General features: G+C 27.2%; 22 protein-coding genes and 1 other RNA gene. 3 read left to right on the top strand and 20 right to left on the bottom strand.

From position 1 onward, the window contains the following. Nucleotides 1-4 precede the first annotated feature (4 nt). From ppk2 to CRU91_RS03775, 3 genes are read right to left on the bottom strand one after another with little or no spacing between them, the layout of a single operon-like run. Nucleotides 5-928, bottom strand: coding sequence for a polyphosphate kinase 2 (ppk2, locus tag CRU91_RS03785; protein WP_113893553.1), 924 nt, complete (start codon nt 926-928; stop codon nt 5-7). Nucleotides 929-949: 21 nt separating this feature from the next. Beyond that, nucleotides 950-2,098: a carboxynorspermidine decarboxylase gene (gene nspC, locus CRU91_RS03780; RefSeq protein WP_113893720.1), complete on the bottom strand. Its 1,149-nt coding sequence runs from the start codon at nt 2,096-2,098 to the stop codon at nt 950-952. Nucleotide 2,099: 1 nt separating this feature from the next. Continuing rightward, nucleotides 2,100-3,302 carry a saccharopine dehydrogenase family protein gene (locus tag CRU91_RS03775; protein WP_113893551.1) on the bottom strand — a complete coding sequence of 401 codons (1,203 nt, stop codon included), beginning with the start codon at nt 3,300-3,302 and terminating at the stop codon, nt 2,100-2,102. A 140-nt stretch (nt 3,303-3,442) separates the two neighbouring features. Here CRU91_RS03775 and ssrA point away from each other — a divergent pair. Then, nucleotides 3,443-3,840: a transfer-messenger RNA gene (gene ssrA / locus CRU91_RS03770) on the top strand. A gap of 155 nt (nt 3,841-3,995) precedes the next feature. Here the strand turns inward: ssrA and CRU91_RS03765 are convergent. The 7 genes from CRU91_RS03765 to CRU91_RS03740 all read right to left on the bottom strand — a co-directional run bounded on the left by CRU91_RS03765 (nt 3,996) and on the right by CRU91_RS03740 (nt 9,064). Further along, nucleotides 3,996-5,153, bottom strand: a complete 1,158-nt coding sequence (locus CRU91_RS03765; RefSeq protein ID WP_113893549.1) for a replication initiation protein — start codon at nt 5,151-5,153, stop codon at nt 3,996-3,998. Between the two features lie 581 nt (nt 5,154-5,734). Beyond that, nucleotides 5,735-6,598, bottom strand: a complete 864-nt coding sequence (locus tag CRU91_RS03760) for a hypothetical protein (RefSeq protein ID WP_113893547.1) — start codon at nt 6,596-6,598, stop codon at nt 5,735-5,737. Between the two features lie 12 nt (nt 6,599-6,610). After that, the gene (locus CRU91_RS03755; RefSeq protein WP_113893545.1) at nt 6,611-6,976 is read right to left on the bottom strand and encodes a hypothetical protein; all 366 of its coding nucleotides are present in this window, start codon (nt 6,974-6,976) and stop codon (nt 6,611-6,613) included. 625 nt (nt 6,977-7,601) lie between these two features. Further along, entirely contained in the window at nt 7,602-7,853 is a 252-nt protein-coding gene (locus CRU91_RS03750) for a hypothetical protein (protein WP_113893543.1), read from the bottom strand. A 26-nt stretch (nt 7,854-7,879) separates the two neighbouring features. Beyond that, nucleotides 7,880-8,479, bottom strand: coding sequence for a hypothetical protein (locus tag CRU91_RS03745; protein WP_113893541.1), 600 nt, complete (start codon nt 8,477-8,479; stop codon nt 7,880-7,882). 17 nt (nt 8,480-8,496) lie between these two features. Next, nucleotides 8,497-8,658, bottom strand: coding sequence for a hypothetical protein (locus CRU91_RS12205; RefSeq protein ID WP_222718385.1), 162 nt, complete (start codon nt 8,656-8,658; stop codon nt 8,497-8,499). 25 nt (nt 8,659-8,683) lie between these two features. Next, on the bottom strand, nt 8,684-9,064 hold the full coding sequence (locus CRU91_RS03740; RefSeq protein ID WP_113893539.1) for a hypothetical protein: 381 nt from the start codon (nt 9,062-9,064) through the stop codon (nt 8,684-8,686). A 95-nt stretch (nt 9,065-9,159) separates the two neighbouring features. On the opposite strand from CRU91_RS03740, the gene CRU91_RS03735 reads away from it, so the two are divergent. After that, nucleotides 9,160-9,411, top strand: coding sequence for a helix-turn-helix transcriptional regulator (locus CRU91_RS03735; RefSeq protein WP_113893537.1), 252 nt, complete (start codon nt 9,160-9,162; stop codon nt 9,409-9,411). A 4-nt stretch (nt 9,412-9,415) separates the two neighbouring features. Here CRU91_RS03735 and CRU91_RS03730 read toward each other — a convergent pair whose 3' ends face one another. The 9 genes from CRU91_RS03730 to panD all read right to left on the bottom strand — a co-directional run bounded on the left by CRU91_RS03730 (nt 9,416) and on the right by panD (nt 18,214). Continuing rightward, the gene (locus CRU91_RS03730) at nt 9,416-11,215 is read right to left on the bottom strand and encodes a site-specific integrase (RefSeq protein WP_113893535.1); all 1,800 of its coding nucleotides are present in this window, start codon (nt 11,213-11,215) and stop codon (nt 9,416-9,418) included. Nucleotides 11,216-11,466: 251 nt separating this feature from the next. Continuing rightward, entirely contained in the window at nt 11,467-11,802 is a 336-nt protein-coding gene (locus CRU91_RS03725; protein WP_113893533.1) for a ComEA family DNA-binding protein, read from the bottom strand. 85 nt (nt 11,803-11,887) lie between these two features. Next, nucleotides 11,888-14,026, bottom strand: coding sequence for a TonB-dependent siderophore receptor (locus tag CRU91_RS03720; RefSeq protein WP_113893531.1), 2,139 nt, complete (start codon nt 14,024-14,026; stop codon nt 11,888-11,890). 52 nt (nt 14,027-14,078) lie between these two features. Continuing rightward, nucleotides 14,079-14,285 (bottom strand): hypothetical protein, encoded by a 207-nt coding sequence (locus CRU91_RS03715; RefSeq protein WP_113893529.1) that lies wholly within the window; start codon nt 14,283-14,285, stop codon nt 14,079-14,081. A gap of 264 nt (nt 14,286-14,549) precedes the next feature. Continuing rightward, nucleotides 14,550-16,187 (bottom strand): chaperonin GroEL, encoded by a 1,638-nt coding sequence (groL, locus tag CRU91_RS03710; RefSeq protein WP_113893527.1) that lies wholly within the window; start codon nt 16,185-16,187, stop codon nt 14,550-14,552. Nucleotides 16,188-16,272: 85 nt separating this feature from the next. Further along, complete coding sequence (gene groES / locus CRU91_RS03705) at nt 16,273-16,530, bottom strand: co-chaperone GroES (RefSeq protein WP_113893525.1); 258 nt, start codon at nt 16,528-16,530, stop codon at nt 16,273-16,275. Between the two features lie 122 nt (nt 16,531-16,652). Further along, entirely contained in the window at nt 16,653-17,516 is an 864-nt protein-coding gene (locus CRU91_RS03700) for a polyprenyl synthetase family protein (protein WP_113893523.1), read from the bottom strand. A gap of 1 nt (nt 17,517) precedes the next feature. Continuing rightward, entirely contained in the window at nt 17,518-17,838 is a 321-nt protein-coding gene (locus CRU91_RS03695) for a YbaB/EbfC family nucleoid-associated protein (RefSeq protein ID WP_113893521.1), read from the bottom strand. Beyond that, nucleotides 17,831-18,214, bottom strand: a complete 384-nt coding sequence (panD, locus tag CRU91_RS03690) for an aspartate 1-decarboxylase (RefSeq protein ID WP_113893519.1) — start codon at nt 18,212-18,214, stop codon at nt 17,831-17,833. Before panD ends, CRU91_RS03695 begins: the two co-directional genes overlap by 8 nt. A gap of 87 nt (nt 18,215-18,301) precedes the next feature. On the opposite strand from panD, the gene CRU91_RS03685 reads away from it, so the two are divergent. Then, entirely contained in the window at nt 18,302-18,847 is a 546-nt protein-coding gene (locus tag CRU91_RS03685; RefSeq protein WP_113893517.1) for a peptidylprolyl isomerase, read from the top strand. 1 nt (nt 18,848) lies between these two features. Here CRU91_RS03685 and CRU91_RS03680 read toward each other — a convergent pair whose 3' ends face one another. Further along, entirely contained in the window at nt 18,849-19,325 is a 477-nt protein-coding gene (locus CRU91_RS03680; RefSeq protein ID WP_113893515.1) for a chemotaxis protein CheW, read from the bottom strand. Nucleotides 19,326-19,355: the final 30 nt, after the last annotated feature.

Raw genomic sequence — 19,355 nt, 5'->3', positions numbered from 1 at the left:
ACCTTTATGATAATTGTTCTCTTTGCATATTTTCAAGCTCTAAAGCTCCACCAATAATAATTTTTTTATCTATTTCAAAAATATCTTCTTTAGACTTTTTATCATAATTTATAGAATTTAACATATGTCGAATACAATTTACTCTAGCTTTTTTCTTATTATCACTTTTTACTATAATCCATGGAGTAACTTGTGTATGAGATGCCATAAGCATAGAGTATTTTGCTGATGTATATTTATCCCACATCTTTTGTGATTCTTTATCTATTGGTGATAATTTATGTTGTTTTAATGGATCAGTTTCTCTTTTTTTAAATCTTTTTTCTTGTTCTTTTTTTGATACAGAAAAATAAAACTTAAATAATATTATTCCAGATTCTACAAGCATCTTTTCAAATTCAGGAACATCTCTTAAAAATTGTTGATGTTCTTCTTTTGTACAAAAGCCCATAACAGGTTCAACTCCACCTCTATTGTACCAACTTCTATCAAACAATACTATCTCTCCAGCACTTGGCAGATGCTGTGTATATCTTTGAAAATACCACTGTGTTCTTTCTGTATCACTTGGCTTTTCTAAAGCCACTATTCTTGCTCCTCTTGGATTTAAGTGTTCAGTGATTCTTTTTATTGTTCCACCTTTTCCAGCAGCATCTCTTCCTTCAAAGATTATCAAAACTTTTAGTCCATTAGATTTAACATAATTTTGAAGTTTTAAAAGTTCAATTTGTAGTTTCGTAAGTTTTTTTTGATATTCTAAAGTCTCTTTTTTTATCCAAACTTGAACTTTTTGCTCTCCATCTTGTATCTCTTCTTTTAATTTAACCCTTTTTCTTTTTTTATCTTGACCATGCTCAATATTTTCTTGAGTATCAATAACATCTTTATCTTCAAATGTTTGTTTAACCAATCCTCTATCGTGTCCCATTTTCCTATCCTTATGTAAATTTTATGAAAGTCTTATTTTATAATCTTCATATCCAAAATTTCTTATAACTTTAAAATTACCTTCTTTAGATTTTATAACTATTGATGGTAATTTTATTCCATTAAAAGTTGTTGTTTTTACCATTGTATAGTGAATCATATCTTCTAAAATAATTTTATCTCCAACTTTTAACTCTTCATCAAAAGAATAATCTCCTATAATATCTCCTGATAAACAAGTGTTTCCACCCAATCTATAAGTATATTTTTTCTCATTTGCAACGCCACTATTTCTTATCATTGCACGATATGGCATTGCTAAAGTATCTGGCATATGTGCTTCTGCACTTGTATCCAAAATTGCTAAATTCATTCCATTTTCTATAATATCAAGAACAGTTGCAACTAAATATCCAGTTTGCCAACCAATAGCCTCACCTGGTTCCATATAAACTTTTAGATGTGGATATCTAGCTTTAAAACTTTTTAAAAGTTTTATCAATCCTTCTACATCATAATCAGCCCTTGTAATATGATGTCCTCCACCAAAATTAACCCATTTTAATTTATCAAAATATTGAGAGAAATTTCTTTCAAAAGCTGCAAGTGCACCTTCAAGTGCATCAACATTTTGTTCACAAAGTGCATGAAAATGAAAACCATCTAAAAATTCAAGTTGTGTTTCATCAAAATTTGCTTTTGTAGTTCCCATTCTTGAAAATGGTGCACAAGGATTATATAAATCAACTTCAACACTTGAATATTCAGGATTTAATCTAATTCCTAAAGATGCTTTTCCAAAAGCCTTATCTTTAAATCTTTTTAATTGACTAAAAGAGTTAAAAACTAAGTGATTTGAAATAGAAATAATTTCATCAATTTCTTCATCTTTAAATCCTGGACTATAAGTATGAACTTCTCCTCCAAACTCTTCTTTTGCCAAAATAGCTTCGTGAAGTCCAGAAGCACAACAACCTTTTAAATATTTTTTGCATAAATCAAAAGTTGAGTACATAGCAAAACCTTTTAATGCTAAAAGTATACTAATATCCGCTTCTTCTTGAACTTTTTTTAAAAGCCTTAAATTTTTTTCTAAAAGTTGTTCTTCACAAACATAAGCAGGGCTTGGAAGTTTTTCAAAGCTATCTAAAATCTCATAATTTTTATTCATACTATTTTGCATCTAACTCTAAAATTTTCCAAGGAAGACCTTGTGTCATCAACTCATCCATAAATGGTTTTGCATCAAACTCTTCTATATTAAATACTCCAGTATTTTTCCAAATACCTTTATAAAGTAATTTCGAACCAATCATTGCTGGAACACCTGTTGTATAGCTAACTGCCTGTGCTCCCGTTTCTTTATAGCACTCTTGATGGTCACAAACATTGTAAATATAAACTTTTCTTGGTTTTTCATCTTTGATGCCTTCAATAATACAACCAATATTTGTTCGTCCTACTGTACGTGGACCTAAACTAGCTGGATCTGGTAATAATGTAGTTAGAAATTCAATTGGAGTAATCATTACACCTTTATGTTCAATTGGTTCAATTCCTAGCATTCCAACATTTTGTAAACAATTCATATGTTGAATATAACTATCTCCAAAAGTCATAAAAAATCTAATTCTTTTTAAACCTTTGATATTTTTTACTAATGATTCTAACTCTTCATGATATAGTAAATATGATGGTTTTATTCCTACTTCTGGATAATCATGATCAACTCTTATTTCTAGTGGTTTTGTCTCTATCCATTCTCCATTTTCCCAATATCTACCATTTGCAGAAACTTCTCTAAGATTTATTTCTGGATTAAAATTTGTAGCAAATTTATACCCATGGTCACCTGCATTACAATCCATAATGTCTATTGTATGAATTTCATCAAATAAATTTTGTTGAGCATAAGCGCAAAAAACACCTGTAACACCTGGATCAAATCCAGAACCTAAAAGTGCCATAACTCCAGCTTCTTTAAATTGATTATCTCTTGCCCATTGAAGTTTATATTCAAATTTTGCTTCATCTGGATGTTCATAATTTGCAGTATCCACATAATCAACTTTACATCTCGTACAAGCATCCATAATTGTCAAATCTTGATAAGGTAAAGCTACATTTAATACTAACTTTGGATTTACTTTTTCTATTAATTTTACTAATTCATCAATACTATCTGCATCAACTGAAGCTACATCAATTTTAACACCTTGATTCTTTAAAATATCCCCAGCAATTGCTTCACATTTTGAAACAGTTCTTGAAGCTAAAGTGATTTTTTCAAAAGTGTCAATATTCATTGCACATTTCACAGTGGCAACCCTACTTACGCCACCAGCACCAATTATTAAAATACCTTTTTTACTCATATTAAATACTCCAAATATTTTTATGTATTGATTATAACTATTTTATAATAAAAAAATAGTATTTAGTAACCATTTAATTACATATAATTACAAAATTAACATAGTTTTAAATTTATTTATGTAGAATTACGTTTTATATTGGGGATGACTTGGTATCGATTAGAGCAGTGAGTATTAGTTGCATGTCGGCCTGAACATGCCGTTACGCGGTTCATTTTTTTTAGACGCAAACAATACAAATTACGCTCCAGCTTACGCAAAAGCTGCGTAAGTTTAACAACTTACTGACTCGCCTAACGGCTTGAGTCTTTGGAGACTGGCACTACAGATTCTATCTATGTAGATTATTGCTGGTTCACACTAGATAGATTATCTTTAAAGGATTGATTGAACTTTGAAGAGAAATTTTAAATCTTAGCTTTATAGTTGCTTTTGGAAGTTGAGTTGCTATAGAGTGAAATTTTTCAACTTTGCTAAGCATGTAGACGCTTTTATGAGCTGTTTTAAGACTGCGGTTCGATCCCGCACATCTCCACCAATTACACTTTTCAAACACCCCAAATAATGGGGCTTAATAAATTGGTTTTTATCAATTTTACATCTAAAAAATCAAAAGTATCACATAGAAGTATCACACTTTTTTTTATTTCATATTATCAAATATTTTCTTATATTAAAGTTTATAAAAAACTCTTAACTTACTTTTTCATAATTCAAATAATTCAAGAAATATTTTTTAGCTGTTCGTCTGTCAATCTTAGCAATTTTTGAAATTGAAGCAATATTTACTTTTAGTTTTTGTTCTTGTAGTTCTAAGATAGCATTTATTACTAGATTCTCTTTTTGTGTTTGTAATTTTGAAATATAATCTTGTTTTGCTTCTAATAATTGCTTTTTATTTTTCTCTTTATCTCTTAACTTTAGAGTTCTATTTGCTGCTTTTTGTTGTCTTATTTTTGTTTCTTCTAAGTATTCATCATAAGATAAATTTTTCATTTTTTCAAATTCCATGACACCACTATTTACAACTTTTAAATTTTCATCTTTCATTGTTCCATAGAGTATTTTTCCATTTTGCCAATATTTGAAAGTGGAGTTTGAAATTTGTATTAATTCTATATTTCCTAATCCAACATTTTTGGAATTATTTATATTTATTAAAAAGTTTAATATATCATCTTTATTTAATACTTTTTTACCTTTAGCATATTTCATAGCATATTTAAATAAGGTTTTGTTTCTTTGTCCTTCTATTAATTCATTTTCATCAACTTTTACTTTTAATCTTAAAGGTGTATTTGTAAATTCAGATTTTGGAATATATTTTTTAAAATCATTCAATTCATAATTGATTTTTTGAGAAAAATAAAAGTTATGTAATAATGGATTTCTCCATACTCCATACAATCTATGGGAAGCTATTTCATCACATCTTAATAATCTCGTTATTGCTACTTTTATATCCATCACATATTTAAGTGGTTTTCTTTGATGAGTAAATATATGATTTTTTAAATGATAGGCAAAATGGAATCCTTTGTTTGTTTCCAGGATATAAGTTGGTTCTATCCCTATATTATCTGTTATAAAATCTAAGAAATTATATATATTTTTAAAATGCTCTTTTGCTGTTTTATCTTCAAACTTATCTATATCAAATATTAGAAAACTTATTCTATCTTTTGTATTAAAATTAATAAATTTATATTTGTTTAATGCTTTTATAGTTGGGTATTGGTAAATATTTGATAAATGTTTTTCATTTCCTGCTTTTGTTCTTTTAGGAAGATTTTTTAATAAAAGTTCTTTTAGTTGTTCATCTTCATTTTTATATTTATTTAAAACTGTCATGGGCTTACTCCTTTTTTTTGGAGCAACCCTGAAAGGTGTTGGAATAGAATTTAATACATATTTTTATTGTTATAAGAGTGATTTTTTGTAAAAGTTAGATTTAGTAAAAAAAATGAAAAATTCTTTAAAAAAAAGTAAAAAAAAATGTTCATTGTAGATGGTCTTACTGTATTATTTAAAATTAACACCAAGTGAAGAAATAAAAGATAATTGAAGATAGCAAATAGTAAGGATAAAAAAGAGAGAATAAAGAATAAATATTAATCTTAAATAATAAAATATATAAATAAATAAGAATATATATTAATTAATAATAAAAACATTTTTTTGGCTTCAAAGTGCCATTATATCGGGCTTAGAGAGGTATTTTTTTGAATGGATAGTTAATATTTCATCTTTTTTAAAGATAAAAATTAAATATTTACATGAAGATTATAAATTGATAAGAAGATAAATATTTTTTTGATAAGTTTTTAATTCGGGGATTATTTTGTTTTATAGCCCCTACCCTTAAATCCCCAAACGGGGCTATTTTTAGCTAAAGCTAAAAACAAGTAAAACAAAACCTAAATAAAAGCCTTTTATTCTGTTCGTTTTAAATAATAATTAGTGATAGCTTCCCTTTTATGGTTTAGTTCCTGGCTTACTTGTAATTTTGCTTCTTTTTCACTAATTCCACTTTTTAACATATCTTCAAATTTATCACGAGCAGCTGTAAATCTAAAATCATGAGAAGATATATCATAACTTTTTAAATCGCTATAATAGGTTGATTTATCTATTAAAAAATCTTTATTATTTAAAAGTTTCTGTTCTAGTTCAAATGATATTTCTTTAGGATTATATTTATGATTACCTTTTCCTACTAAATTGACAACATAACCACTATCTAAATATAGAGTTGGATTTTTTACAAGTTTAAAGGCTTCACTTTGTCTTATACTTAGGTTATATTGAATTTCAGCAATTAAGCCCGATATTGCCCTATCTTCATATAAACTTTTTATTACATTATCAACATTTTCAATATATCTATTTTCGATGATAATATCTGCTTCATCTTTGATAATTGATACTCTATCGTTAAAAAAATCTTTATCTTCTAGTTGTAAAGGAATATAAATATTTTGTTGTTCCAATCCTTTAAGCATACTGGAGAAGCCCCTTAAATAATTCTCTTGAGTTTTTGAAGATAGATTTTCTAATCTTGAATTAAAAAAGTTATTAAGATTTTCTTTTGTAAAAAGTGTATTTAGTTTATTATTTAGATTTTGGGATTTAAAAAAAGATGTTATATCTTTTAAATACATTTCCCTTTTTTCGGCTAATTTGTCAGAATGAGTTAAATTATCGCTTTTTCCAACTCTTCCAATTCCAAATGCTTCCAATCTGTGGAAAGCATCTTTAATTTGCTTTTCAAATGTTCCACCTTTTAGATTTGCCATATTATAAACAAACTAAAGATTATTTTGTTTATAAAATTTTTCTATCGTTCCCCTACTTACTTTTACTCTGTGATTTTCATATAAATATTTTTCTATTGATTGGCTACCACTTCCATTTTTTCTTAAATCTAAAATTAGAGTTGAGTATTTTTTTATATGTTGATTTTTTATATTTTCCAAATTTATCAGAGATTTATTTTTTGATATTGTTTCTTTTTGAATTTCAAGCAAGATGAAAAATCCTGCCATAACACGATTTTTTGTAAATGTTTGATTTTGGAGATATTTTAAATATCTCTTAGCAAAGTTTTCAAAATCATCTGAATTTTTAAATCCCAAAATATTTGAATAATATTGTTTCTTTTTTTGAGTGAACATATTTTATAACTCCTTTATATTTTTATATACTGAACACCTAAAAGATGTTTAAAATATAAATTATTTCTTAACTGTGGTTTAGACCTGTGATTTATTTTTAAGGCAATATCACGAAATGCCAAAGTGTAATAACGAAGAGTTAAAAGGCAAGGTAAAAGCAGAAATAAAAAAACTCAAAATTCAAAGGGGCAGTTTATAAGTTTGGCTAGTTATTGAATAGTGGAGCATTTGTCAGTTTTTAGTGTGTTTTTATACAAAATATAGCAAAAATGGACATTGCTAAATGCCCATTTTCTCGATATATCTTTTCGCAAGTGCGATTTTTTGTATCGCTTCCTATCTCTGTTTAATTTTTTAAACAGAGATAAGGAAGCTCCCACAAGTTCAAAATCAGAAATTAAAAAATATGGTGCCACCCATACTTACTTTTATTATTGCTTTTAGCTTAACAATAATAAAGTGTTTTTTAATTTTTGATTATATATTTATACATAAAGTATCCTATAAAAATATAACCCTTTCTAAGGGCTTATATTGTTATAAGATATTTTTTAGTTAAAAGTTGATTGTTTTTAAAAATGCGATGAAGTAGGAATAAAATAACTAATAAAAAGAACTTCTTATTTTATGATGTAAATATTAAATAAGATACTACAATAAATCCAATAATTGGGATTAATATAAGAGCTATTTGATGATTATTTAATCCTTCAGAAGGAGTTTCAACTTCTTCTTTATATGAATAAGAATTACTTTTAATAACTTTATTCTCATATATAGGGAAAACAGTTAAATTTGTATTTTTTAATTTAAGATTCTCATTTTCTAATTTTAGTTTTTCTATTTCTAGTTTTAATAATTCTTCTTTATTTTCCATTTTAAACCCTTTTTTTAACTAATTTTTTATTTCTTATTTTCTTCTACTTTTTCATCATTGCTTAAAGTAGGAGTTTGGTTTTCTATTGCTTCATTTTCTGTTGTTTCTTTAGTTTCCAAAACTGGAACAGTTTGTGTTTGTTCACCTAGAATTTCTTTTATGGCTTGTGGGTGGCAAACATCTCTATATTCTGAAAATTTATCTAATCCATTTCTCCATACAAATCCTCTATCAAAATCTCTTGTTGATAAAGTTTCTATCATAGGTCTTTTATAAAGTTTATCTTTTTCATTTTGAGAAAGTTTTTCATATTTCCAATGTGTATTTATTTTTATAATATTAAGTTCTCTCATACAAGGTTGCATAAGTTGAACATATTTTTCTTTTTGCTCTTGATTTAAAGAATTATATTGTTCTCTATTATCTCCACTTTCTATACCAACAATACCAACAGCTCCAACCAATGCTCCAACTCCCATTAAAATAGGATTTCCACTTGATAACAAACCACCAGCAAAACTCGCTGAATTTCCTTGATTTATATTTGAAGATGGGTCTGATTTTGAAGAACAACCACTAAACAACAATCCTAGCATTAACAATGCTACTAATAACAAATTTTTCATTTCTCCCCTTTTTTAATTTATTCTTGATTTCTTGTTTTTATTTGAATTAAAATAACTCCTACTGCACATACAATTATTGCTAAAGAATCTATTGCACCAGAATTATCCATAAATAAATTTTTAGCAGATACTCCTATTATTGAAACTAATAAAACTATAACTATTTTTTCATAACTCATAAATTTCCTTTTTATTGATTTATTTTTAACTCATAGCCAAAATTGAAACAAGGCCTAAAGCACCAAGTAAAAATACTATAAGATATATACTTGAAACAATTATTCCTATTATTCCAAAAGCATTTTTTGAGTTTTTAAGACCACAAATAAGCCCTATAATGGCAAAAATTATCCCTATCGCTCCAGTAAAAAGTGATAAAATACCTAACACACAAGATACAATCCCACAAGTTTGGCTATCTTCTATTTTTTGTTTTGAATTTTTATCTACTTTTTTATTTTCTTTTTTTATATCTTCAATACCTTCATCGCTAAAACTCAACTCTGGTTGGCAATTTTCACAATAATCACTACTTCCTAAAGAAAGATATAAATATTTTTTACCACAATTTTTACATATTGGCATTTTTCCCCTTTTTAATTTTTTATCCTATAGAATAAAGACATATGTATTTTATCTGAATAAAGTTTAAATTATTTTTACTCTATAGGATAAATTAAATGGAAATAGATTTTAGTAACAGTTCAAAAGAAGAGATACATGATTTTTATAAAAACATTTCAAATAATGTGAGAAAATATAGAATAGAAAAAGGTTGTTCACAAGAAAAAGTAGCACTTGATATAGGTATCAAATCAATAGCTTTTTATTCAAACTGTGAAAATAATAAATATGAAAAACATTTTAACTTAGAACATTTATATAAGATTTCCAAATCTTTCAATATTCCAATAGAAGAATTTTTTAAATAATCTTCTATTCCAAAAGCTTTCCAATAGAAAAGTTCACTTTATCTAAGATTACATTTAATCCTTTATACTCTACTTTTTCCAATATTTCCACTAAAAAATCAGGCTCAAAATATTTGTTTCCATATCGATTAAAAAGTTCTGTGTCATTTCGTGTATGCCCCATTAAACTTTCTCCCCTTTTATCTTTTAATGTTTCGGGCATATGTTTTATTTTATTTGCGAAACTATGTCTTAGTGAGTAATAAGATTTTTTTTCTTTATCTTCAATATCTATTTTTTTGATTTTGTCATTAAATCTACTTTCACATCTTCTAATGGTTGATTTTATGAGATTCTTAGTTTCTTTTCCTTTTTCTTCATCCACAAAAATAAAAGTGTGTTTATTTTTCTTTCTATAATTTATAAAATCTAAAAGCCGTAATTTTTCAATCAATAGTTTCGTTAAAGGAAGTTTTCTTTTAGCATATATTGTTTTATTACTTTTTACATCATTTAAGCTTTTATTATCACTTTGATTTTCTTTTGAAACTTCTAAATAATATATTAACTCACCAGTTTTACTATGTTTAGTAGTTTTTAAATCAGCAATCATAAATTGCCCTATTTCACTAGGTCTTAATCCTAAGAACATAGTAAGAAATATTCCAAAAACTTTCAAAGGGTCATTTTTTAATGTGTATAATATTCTATTATTTAGATAATCGAATTCATTAAATATTTTAACTATTTCATCATCACTTAGTAAAAATCTATCCATGCTTGGGTCTTTTGTTATTCTGAAACTTTCTAAAACAAATTGATTCACTGGATTTTTAAAATCATATTTTTCAGAACAATATTTAATAAAAAATTTAATCCTGTCGAAGTAGTTATTTATGGTGTCATGTTCTATCACTTGTATATTTTCATATTCTAATAAATATATATCATTATTTCTTTGATTTAAAATATCTTTAATTAGTTCTGTTTGTTCTTCAATATTCAAATCTCTTGTTAGTTTGCCTTTTTTTCTATTTTTAGGGAGATTTACAATTATATTTTCTAAATATTCACAATCTTTTAAAGTTAGTTCATTTAGTTTTTTATTTGGGAAAACTTCATTAATAATTCCAAAAGTTTCTATATATGTATTTATTGTTTCATCTTTTAATTTTCTTTTTTCTTTATAGTATCTTTTAATCTCTTCCATAAGTTCATAAAAATCTGGAATATCTTTTTTTTCTTCATTTATGTATATTTGAGATTGTTGTGTTTCTTGTTCCATTTTTGGAGAGTAGCTATAATATCTTGATAAATCAGTATTTAATAATTCAATCTCATATTTAAACATCTTCCAATAGAACTCTTTGTGTTTTTTTAACTCTTCAATTATATTTTCATTAATTCCACTTCTTGGGATTATTTGATTATCTATAATATTTTTAACTTCTTTAAAATCTCTTTTTTCATTAATAGCTTGAAACTCATTCAGTTTGTTTATGATAGCCTTTTCTGTGCTGCCTTCATAAGTTGTTCCCCTAATAGTTGTCGTATTTGCTTCATGCCTTAAATCTTCTAATTTTTCATACTCTTCTAATCCATCAGTAAAATATTTATATGTTATATCTTCTATCTCTTGTTTTGTCATTAAATGCCCTTTTAATAGATTTTTATGAATTTGAAAATTAAGTAAACTAACCAAAATTTTCGCACTATTGTAGCATTTAGTTTTTAATGATTGTCTAATTAGAAAAGAGTTGTTATCAAAAGATACTCTTTTGTGAAAATAATAAGTTCCACTTCTTTTATATAGAAAGTTTGCCATTTTTCTCCAATGGTGTATCCCTTCTATATATCACAAGATGATTTTTTAAATGTTTTTTTTGATTTGTAGCCCTTATTTAGCCGTATTTAAAGGAGTTTTGGAATTACTTTCCCCGCACATCTCCACCAAATATAGATTATTTAACAAATTGTGATACATCTATGAGCTATGTTTTAGTTTTTTGAATTCATAATATCAAAAAAAAGATAGCCAAGAGAATTGCTCTTAAACTATCTTAAAAAATCAAAAGATTACTTTTTAGTTTCATTATCTTTTTTAGATTTTTTATCTTGTTTTGATTCTTTTTCTTTAGAATCTTTTACTTCTTTTTCATCACCTTTATTTGATGAGCCTTTAGCTTTTACATCATTTTTTACATTGTTAATAATAGAATCTCCAAACCCCTTGATATTTCTCAAATCTTCTGGTGATTTAATACTATTAACCTTCCTATATTCTAGTATTTGTTCAGCTTTTTTCTCACCTATTCCTTTTATCCCCATAAGTTCTTCTTTTGAAGCAGTTTGTAAATTAATTGCAAACAAAAAGGAACTACATAACATCAGTAATACCATAAATTTTTTCATCTTATCTCCTTTAATTTAAATAATGAGAATTATATCTATTAATAATTATAATGTCAATAAAATTTTCAAATATACTGAAAATAAATCAAAACTTATATTTCAAAGTAGCCATCCAATTTCTCTCTTCTCCATAAGCGTATTTTTCAAAATTAGTTTTATACTCTTTATTTAAAGCATTATTGATATTTACAAGTAAACTTAGGTTTTTATTGAATTCATAGTTTGCCATTAAATCAACCACATAATAATCATCTTGTTCAGCTTCTCCAACTAAATCTTCACGACCGATATTAATATAAGAGTTTTTTATACTATCACTTGAAAATTTATCATGCCAACTAAGACCACCACCTATTGTTAATGAAGATGTTGCTTTATAAGTTGTAAATAGATTTGCTGTTTTAGTATTACTTATTAATTCTTTGTTGCTTTTTCTTAAACTAGAAGAAGAAAAACTAGCTTGTAGTTGCCAATTTGGAGTGATTTCTCCTGCAACTTCAAACTCCCAACCTCTGTTTTTTGTATCATCTTCTGCTTTAGATGCACAAACACCAGTTGAAGTTCTATGGCATTCACCATCTTTACCATTGATATAATCTGTTACTGCAAGATTATCTTTTCCTGATTGGAATAGTGCAATGCTAGAGTTTAATCTTCCATCAAACCATTCACCTTTTAAACCTACTTCATAGTTAAATCCAGTTTCTGGATCAAGAAATTTATCATCTTTATCTTTATAATTTTGTGGATTAAATATCTCTGTATAACTAGCATAAGTTGTAATATTTTCCGTAAGATCGTAAGTTAAAGCTAAATATGGTAAAAAATTATCAAATTTTCTATCATCTGTAACTTTATTATTAATATTATTTATTTTTTCAGTTTTCCATTCACTATATCTACCACCTAAAATTGCCGATAAATCATCTGTAAAATTTAATTTAGTTGAAATAAATACTCCATATTGTTGTGTTTCAGTATTATTTGCCCTTGATATTCCACCCCAAGTTGGTTCAGGAACTACAATTTTATTATTAATTATTTTAATATCTTGTAATGAGACATCAGATTTTTTAAGAGTTATAGCATTATTTTTGATTTTTTGCCCATTAAATCCAGCTACTAAATCATGAGTTTGACCAAATAGCTCAAAAGTACCGTTTAGTTTTACATCCAATGAATGAGCTTTATCTTTATCTTTCTGATTTTTGCTTATATCCTCATAATACTCATTACAATAGTTAGTCCATAACCTACAAATACCATATTTGCTCTTATTTTCATATTCCTTGTAATGATAAGTTGTATCTATTTTCCAAGAGTCATTGATATGATGATTTAAAGATAGAGTATATGTATCTTTAGTAGTTTCAACCTTTGTCCAATCTGCTGCTGTCCAAGTATATCTATCAAAATTTGATAATCCAACTTTCCCCCATCCACTATCCATAAAAAATATACTTGCTTCTGTTCCATAATAAGTACCATTATTTTCTGCTTCTGCTCTTTCCCAAGTACCTGATATTGTAGTTGAATCACCTAAATCAGCTTCTATAACACCATATAAAGTGCTATTTTGTTTATCAAGTAAGGGATTGAAATATCCACCTTGATCATGAACTGCTATAAATCTTCCTCTTATACTTCCATCTTCATTAAATCCTCCAGCGATATCTACTACACCTCTATATTTATCCCATCTTCCTGTTTGTGCTTCAATTGATGCTTGAAAATCTTTTGTTGGTTTTTTGCGTACTAAATTTATACTTCCACTAGGATCTCCAGCACCAGTTAAAAGTCCAGTTGCTCCACGAACGACTGAAACAGAATCATAAATTGTACTATCCATACTCTCATTGCCTTTGTAATATGCATTGTTACTTGAACTCATTGCTCCATCTATTTGAATATTTTTTATTTCATATCCACGAGAATAAATTTGAGCAAAACCTGTATTACTTGCTTGTGAATCTACCGTAACGCCAGGTATCTTTCTTAGAACATCATTTAGATTATTTAATTGTTGATCTTCCATTCTTTTTGAAGTGATAACTGAAACTGATTGTGGAGTTTCTTTTAAAGATAAATTCATACCAGTTGCAGAGTTGTCTTGAGTTCTTGTATAGCTATTTTCTTTATTATCTTTTACAGAAACTTCATCTAAGATATAAGTTTTACCTACTTTTTTATATGATGATTGGGGATTTTCTATTATATATATCACATCATTTTCTTGTATAGCTTTGAGATTATGTTCTTCTAATACACTATTTAGATTACTTAATACCGTACCCCCCCCCGAAACCTAACTTTTCTGAATCTACTATCTTATTTTTTAAATCTTTTGATTTTGAAATATATGTTACATTATATTTCTTTACTATATTCTCTACTGCTTCTTGCAAACTTATATCTTTTGCATTTGCAAAAGAACTTCCTAACATCAAAGATGTTACAACTGACATGAAAACTCTTCTTTTCATCTTAAATCCTTTGTATTAATTTTGAGAATTTGTTTCTCTATATAGTAAGACGATTTAAATGAAAAAAATGGACAATTTTTACAAAAGAATTTTCAAATTTGTTAGTTGGAGTTACTTTTGGTAACAAAATTAAGTATATTTCTTGTTAGAATCACATAAAATTGATTTATATAAAATAATAATTTTAAATATAAATCGTAAAATTTAGCAAAAAAAAAGAGAGCAAAAAATCACTCTCTTTTTAAAAATTTTTATGATGTTTTATTACATCATTCCAGGCATTCCCATTCCGCCCATACCACTCATATCTGGCATAGCAGGAGCTTTATCCTCTTTTATATCTGTTACTGTTGCTTCTGTTGTAAGAAGTAAAGAAGCAACCGAAACTGCATTTTGCATAGCAACTCTTTCAACTTTAGCAGGATCTACAATTCCAGCTTCAAACATATCTACATATTCTCCAGTTGCTGCATTGAACCCTAAGTTATCATTTGAAGATTTTTCAACTTCATTTGCAACAACTCCAGCATCAAATCCAGCATTTATAGCAATTTGTTTTAAAGGTGCTTTGATAGCTCTTAAAACAATATCTGCTCCAATTGACTCATCATCTGATAAATCAAGTTTTACTTTCGAAGCTGCTCTTATAAGTGCTGCTCCTCCACCAATTACAATTCCTTCTTCAACTGCAGCTCTAGTTGCACTTAGAGCATCATCAACTCTGTCTTTTTTCTCTTTCATTTCTGTTTCTGTTGCAGCTCCAACTTTGATAACAGCAACTCCACCACTAAGTTTTGCAAGTCTTTCTTGAAGTTTTTCTCTATCATAATCACTTGTTGTATTAGAAATTTCTGCTCTTATTTGATTTACTCTAGCTACAACACCATCTTTATCTCCACTTCCATCAACAATAGTTGTATTATCTTTGTCTATTACAACTTTTGAAGCAGTTCCTAAAACACTCAAATCGCTAGTTTCAAGCTTCATTCCTAATTCTTCAGAAACAACTGTTCCACTAGTTAATACTGCTATATCTTCAAGCATAGCTTTTCTTCTATCACCAAATCCTGGGGCTTTAACAGCAGCAATTTGTAATGCTCCTCTTAATCTATTAACTACAAGTGTAGCCAATGCTTCACCATCTACATCTTCAGCAATAATTAAAAGTGGTCTTCCAGTTTTATTTACAGCTTCAAGTATTGGTAACATCTCTTTTAATGAAGATATTTTTTTGTCATATAATAGTATAAATGGATTACTAAACTCTGTTATCATTTTTTCAGGGTTTGTAATAAAATATGGAGATAAATATCCTCTATCAAATTGCATTCCTTCAACAACATCTAGTTCGTCAGAAATTCCTTTTGCTTCTTCAACAGTTATAACACCATCTTTTCCAACTTTTTCCATAGCTTCTGCTATCATTTTTCCAATAGCACTATCTGAATTTGCTGAGATTGTAGCAACTTGTTCAATTTCAGTTTTATTTGCTACAACTTTTGAAGCAATTTTTAGTTCAGTTAAAATAGCTTCACAAGCTTTATCCATTCCTCTTTTTAAAGAAATTGGATTAGCACCTGCTGTTACATTTCTAAGACCTTCTTTAAAAATAGAGTGAGCTAAAACTGTTGCTGTTGTTGTTCCATCTCCAGCTTCATCTGCTGTTTTAGAAGCAACTTCTTTTACAAGTTGTGCACCCATATTTTCTAAAGTATCTTTTAACTCTATTTCTCTAGCAACACTTACACCATCTTTTGTAATTGATGGTGCACCAAAAGATTTTTGTATTAAAACATTTCTTCCTCTTGGTCCCATTGTAACTTTTACAGCATCTGCTAGTTTTTCAACACCTGCATATAATTTATTTCTTGCATTATCACTAAAAAAAATCTCTTTTGCCATATTAATCTTCCTTTTTTATTTCAATTTTATTTTCTATTTTAAACAATTTTATGTAAATGGATAAGTTGCTATGCAACGTATGTTATTACATAACTCCTATAACATTTTCAATATTTAAAATAAGATACTCTTTTTCTTCAAGTTTAAGTTCAGTTCCTCTATATTGTTCAAAAACAATAACATCACCAACTTTAACATCTTCTACTTTATTACCAATAGCTACAACTTTTGCAGTTTGTGGTTTTTCTTTAGCATTATCTGGAATTATAATTCCACTTGCTGTTTTATTTTCTACTTCTGTTCTTTCAACAAGAACTCTTTCACCTAGTGGTTTAAAATTCATACTGTCTTCCTTTTTTATTATATTTATTTTTTTATTTAGCTTAGAATTTAGCACTTGTAAATTCCAAGTGCCAAATTTTATAAAATTTTTTAAATTTTGTCAATATCTTTGAGTCATTTTAACTAAAGTTTATGTCTATTTATATATTTTAAAAGTAGTTCTTCTAAAGATTCTTTCAAATTATCTTCAAAACTATCCAAAGTTTCTATACATTTTAAAGCCAATTTATCAGCACTTTTTTTAGCTTCATCAAGTCCTAAAAGATTTACAAACGAGTTTTTAAAACTATCATTTTGAGTAGTTTTTCCAGCTTCTTCAGAACTACAAGTTTCATCTATAATGTCGTCTTGAATTTGAAATAAAAGACCTAAATCTAAACCAAAATCATAAAGTTTATCTTGTATTTCTTTCTCATATTCACAAATGATTGCTCCCATTTTAAGACTAGCTGCTATAAGCCTTGCTGTTTTATGAATATGCAAGAACTCCAAATCTTCTAAAGATAGTTTTTGCTTTTCAAAATAACAATCTATTGCTTGTCCAATTATCATTCCATCTATTCCACCATTTTGTGACAAAGATTTGATAAGTTCTATTTTTATATCATTGTGAAGAGAAGCATTTGCAATTAATTTAAAAGCTTCCGTATTCAAAGCATCGCCAACCAAAATAGCTGTTACTTCATCATATTTTTTGTGTAAAGTTTGAAATCCTCTTCTTAAATCAGAATTATCCATAGCTGGTAAATCATCGTGAATCAAAGAATATGTATGTAGAAATTCAACTCCTAAAGCAACACTTAGACTATTTTTTACTAAAAGTGATTTTTTAGATTTTACAACACTAAGTAACAACATAGGTCTAAATCTTTTACCTCCAGCTTTTAGCATATCACCCAAAGCTAATTCAAAATGTGGATGAATAGTTTTTGATTTTGGAAGATTTGCTAATAAATACTCTTCAAAAGTTTCTAAAAGTTCTTGCATTTTATTTCTGTCCAAAAGAACCGAGATTTCCCATCAAGTTCATAGCCATCATTTTTTTATTCTCTTCACTTTGTTTGATAATATCATTCATACATGAAATTAACAATATTTGTAAAGAGTCTTTATCTTCTAGTAATGAATCATCAATTTTTAAATCAACAACTTCTGAATTTCCATTTACAGAAATTTCAACCATTCCTCCACCAGCTTTTGATGTAAAAATTTTAGAAGCATTTTCACTTTGTGCATTTTGTGCCATATCTTGAAATTTATTTATCATATCACCAAGATTTAAGTTTTTTAAATCAATTCCATCAAACATATTTTCCACCTTCAAGTTTATTTGTAATTAAATCAATATTATTTTTATCATCTACTAAAACAACTGTTGGACTATAGTTTTCAAGTTCTGCTTCATTATATGTTGCATAAGCAATAACGATTATTTTATCGCCAATTTCAACTTTTCTAGCAGCTGCTCCATTTAAACACATATCTTTTGAACCTGCTTTTCCTTTTATGATATAAGTTTGAAATCTCTCACCATTGTTAATATTTACAATATCAACTTTTTGCCCAACTTTCAACTTTGCAGCATTCATTAAATCTTCATCAATCGTAATAGAACCAACATAGTTCAAATTTGCATCTGTAACTGTTGCTCTATGAATTTTGCTGTATAACATCTCAAATGTCATATAAAAAATCCTTAACTTTTTATTTTTTTTTAAAGCTAATATACTATACTAATTTCATATAAAATCATATTAAAAGGATAAAAGATTATGAGAAAAATATTGCTATTTATTTTCTCTTTTTCGCTATTTGTATTTGCAAATAATTTAGAAAAGAACCCTGTTGCTATTTTTGAAACATCAAAAGGTATTATAAAAGTTGAACTTAGACCAAAGATCGCTCCAAAGGCTGTTGAAAATTTTATAACACATTCAAAAAATGGTTATTATGATGGTCAAATTTTTCATAGAGTAATAAAAGGGTTTATGCTTCAAGGTGGTGATCCAACAGGAACTGGAATTGGAGGAGAGTCTATTTGGAATAAAGATTTTGAAGATGAATTTTCTAAAAATGCTCTTTTTGATAAACCATACATTTTAGCAATGGCAAATAAAGGTAAAAATACAAACAACAGCCAATTTTTTATTACAACTGCAGCAACATATTGGTTAAATGGTTATCATACTATTTTTGGATATGTTATTGATGGATTTGATGTTGTAAAAGAAATTGAAAATGTAAAAACAAGTGGGAAATATGGTGGTGATAAACCAATAGAAGATGTAAAAATTATATCTATAAAAATAGAGGATTAAATTAATCCTCTAACTCTTCTTTACAAACAACTTTTTCGATATCCATAAGAACTAGCATTTTGCTATCGTTCAATCTTACATAACCTTTTAGATATTTTGCTGGAATACCTGTACCCATTTCTGCAACAGGTGCTAACATATTTGTATCTATTTTTTGAACATCATCAACTAGATCTACAACTATTCCTATCATTCTTTTATCTTCAGTGATAACTGTTATAATAGAAGTATTTTCATCATATATAGCAGGACCTGTTTTAAATTTAATCCTAATATCTAAAATAGGAACAACCTCACCTCTTGAATTTATAAGACCTTTTACCCATTCAGAAGTGTTTGGCAAAATCGTAATATTATCTGGATATGTTAAAATTTCTTTTATCTTTGGCAACTCAATTGCATACTTCATCTTACCTAATTCAAATGTCATAAATTCTGTTACATTTGGACTAATGTTTTTATTTGAACTATTTTCCATATTATCCCCTCTTTAAAGCACAATTAATAA

Origin of the sequence: Aliarcobacter vitoriensis (genome assembly GCF_003316695.1) — a bacterium.
GTDB classification, from domain to species: Bacteria; Campylobacterota; Campylobacteria; order Campylobacterales; family Arcobacteraceae; genus Aliarcobacter; species Aliarcobacter vitoriensis.
This window is presented reverse-complemented; position numbering and strand designations above follow the sequence as displayed.

What these genes read in the sequence shown, in the direction of transcription:
- ppk2 (WP_113893553.1), bottom strand. Translation starts at nt 928, where the DNA reads ATGGGACACGATAGAGGATTGGTTAAACAAACATTTGAAGATAAAGAT.
- nspC (WP_113893720.1), bottom strand. Translation starts at nt 2,098, where the DNA reads ATGAATAAAAATTATGAGATTTTAGATAGCTTTGAAAAACTTCCAAGC.
- CRU91_RS03775 (WP_113893551.1), bottom strand. Translation starts at nt 3,302, where the DNA reads ATGAGTAAAAAAGGTATTTTAATAATTGGTGCTGGTGGCGTAAGTAGG.
- CRU91_RS03765 (WP_113893549.1), bottom strand. Translation starts at nt 5,153, where the DNA reads ATGACAGTTTTAAATAAATATAAAAATGAAGATGAACAACTAAAAGAA.
- CRU91_RS03760 (WP_113893547.1), bottom strand. Translation starts at nt 6,598, where the DNA reads ATGGCAAATCTAAAAGGTGGAACATTTGAAAAGCAAATTAAAGATGCT.
- CRU91_RS03755 (WP_113893545.1), bottom strand. Translation starts at nt 6,976, where the DNA reads ATGTTCACTCAAAAAAAGAAACAATATTATTCAAATATTTTGGGATTT.
- CRU91_RS03750 (WP_113893543.1), bottom strand. Translation starts at nt 7,853, where the DNA reads ATGGAAAATAAAGAAGAATTATTAAAACTAGAAATAGAAAAACTAAAA.
- CRU91_RS03745 (WP_113893541.1), bottom strand. Translation starts at nt 8,479, where the DNA reads ATGAAAAATTTGTTATTAGTAGCATTGTTAATGCTAGGATTGTTGTTT.
- CRU91_RS12205 (WP_222718385.1), bottom strand. Translation starts at nt 8,658, where the DNA reads ATGAGTTATGAAAAAATAGTTATAGTTTTATTAGTTTCAATAATAGGA.
- CRU91_RS03740 (WP_113893539.1), bottom strand. Translation starts at nt 9,064, where the DNA reads ATGCCAATATGTAAAAATTGTGGTAAAAAATATTTATATCTTTCTTTA.
- CRU91_RS03735 (WP_113893537.1), top strand. Translation starts at nt 9,160, where the DNA reads ATGGAAATAGATTTTAGTAACAGTTCAAAAGAAGAGATACATGATTTT.
- CRU91_RS03730 (WP_113893535.1), bottom strand. Translation starts at nt 11,215, where the DNA reads ATGGCAAACTTTCTATATAAAAGAAGTGGAACTTATTATTTTCACAAA.
- CRU91_RS03725 (WP_113893533.1), bottom strand. Translation starts at nt 11,802, where the DNA reads ATGAAAAAATTTATGGTATTACTGATGTTATGTAGTTCCTTTTTGTTT.
- CRU91_RS03715 (WP_113893529.1), bottom strand. Translation starts at nt 14,285, where the DNA reads ATGAAAAGAAGAGTTTTCATGTCAGTTGTAACATCTTTGATGTTAGGA.
- groL (WP_113893527.1), bottom strand. Translation starts at nt 16,187, where the DNA reads ATGGCAAAAGAGATTTTTTTTAGTGATAATGCAAGAAATAAATTATAT.
- groES (WP_113893525.1), bottom strand. Translation starts at nt 16,530, where the DNA reads ATGAATTTTAAACCACTAGGTGAAAGAGTTCTTGTTGAAAGAACAGAA.
- CRU91_RS03700 (WP_113893523.1), bottom strand. Translation starts at nt 17,516, where the DNA reads ATGCAAGAACTTTTAGAAACTTTTGAAGAGTATTTATTAGCAAATCTT.
- CRU91_RS03695 (WP_113893521.1), bottom strand. Translation starts at nt 17,838, where the DNA reads ATGTTTGATGGAATTGATTTAAAAAACTTAAATCTTGGTGATATGATA.
- panD (WP_113893519.1), bottom strand. Translation starts at nt 18,214, where the DNA reads ATGACATTTGAGATGTTATACAGCAAAATTCATAGAGCAACAGTTACA.
- CRU91_RS03685 (WP_113893517.1), top strand. Translation starts at nt 18,302, where the DNA reads ATGAGAAAAATATTGCTATTTATTTTCTCTTTTTCGCTATTTGTATTT.
- CRU91_RS03680 (WP_113893515.1), bottom strand. Translation starts at nt 19,325, where the DNA reads ATGGAAAATAGTTCAAATAAAAACATTAGTCCAAATGTAACAGAATTT.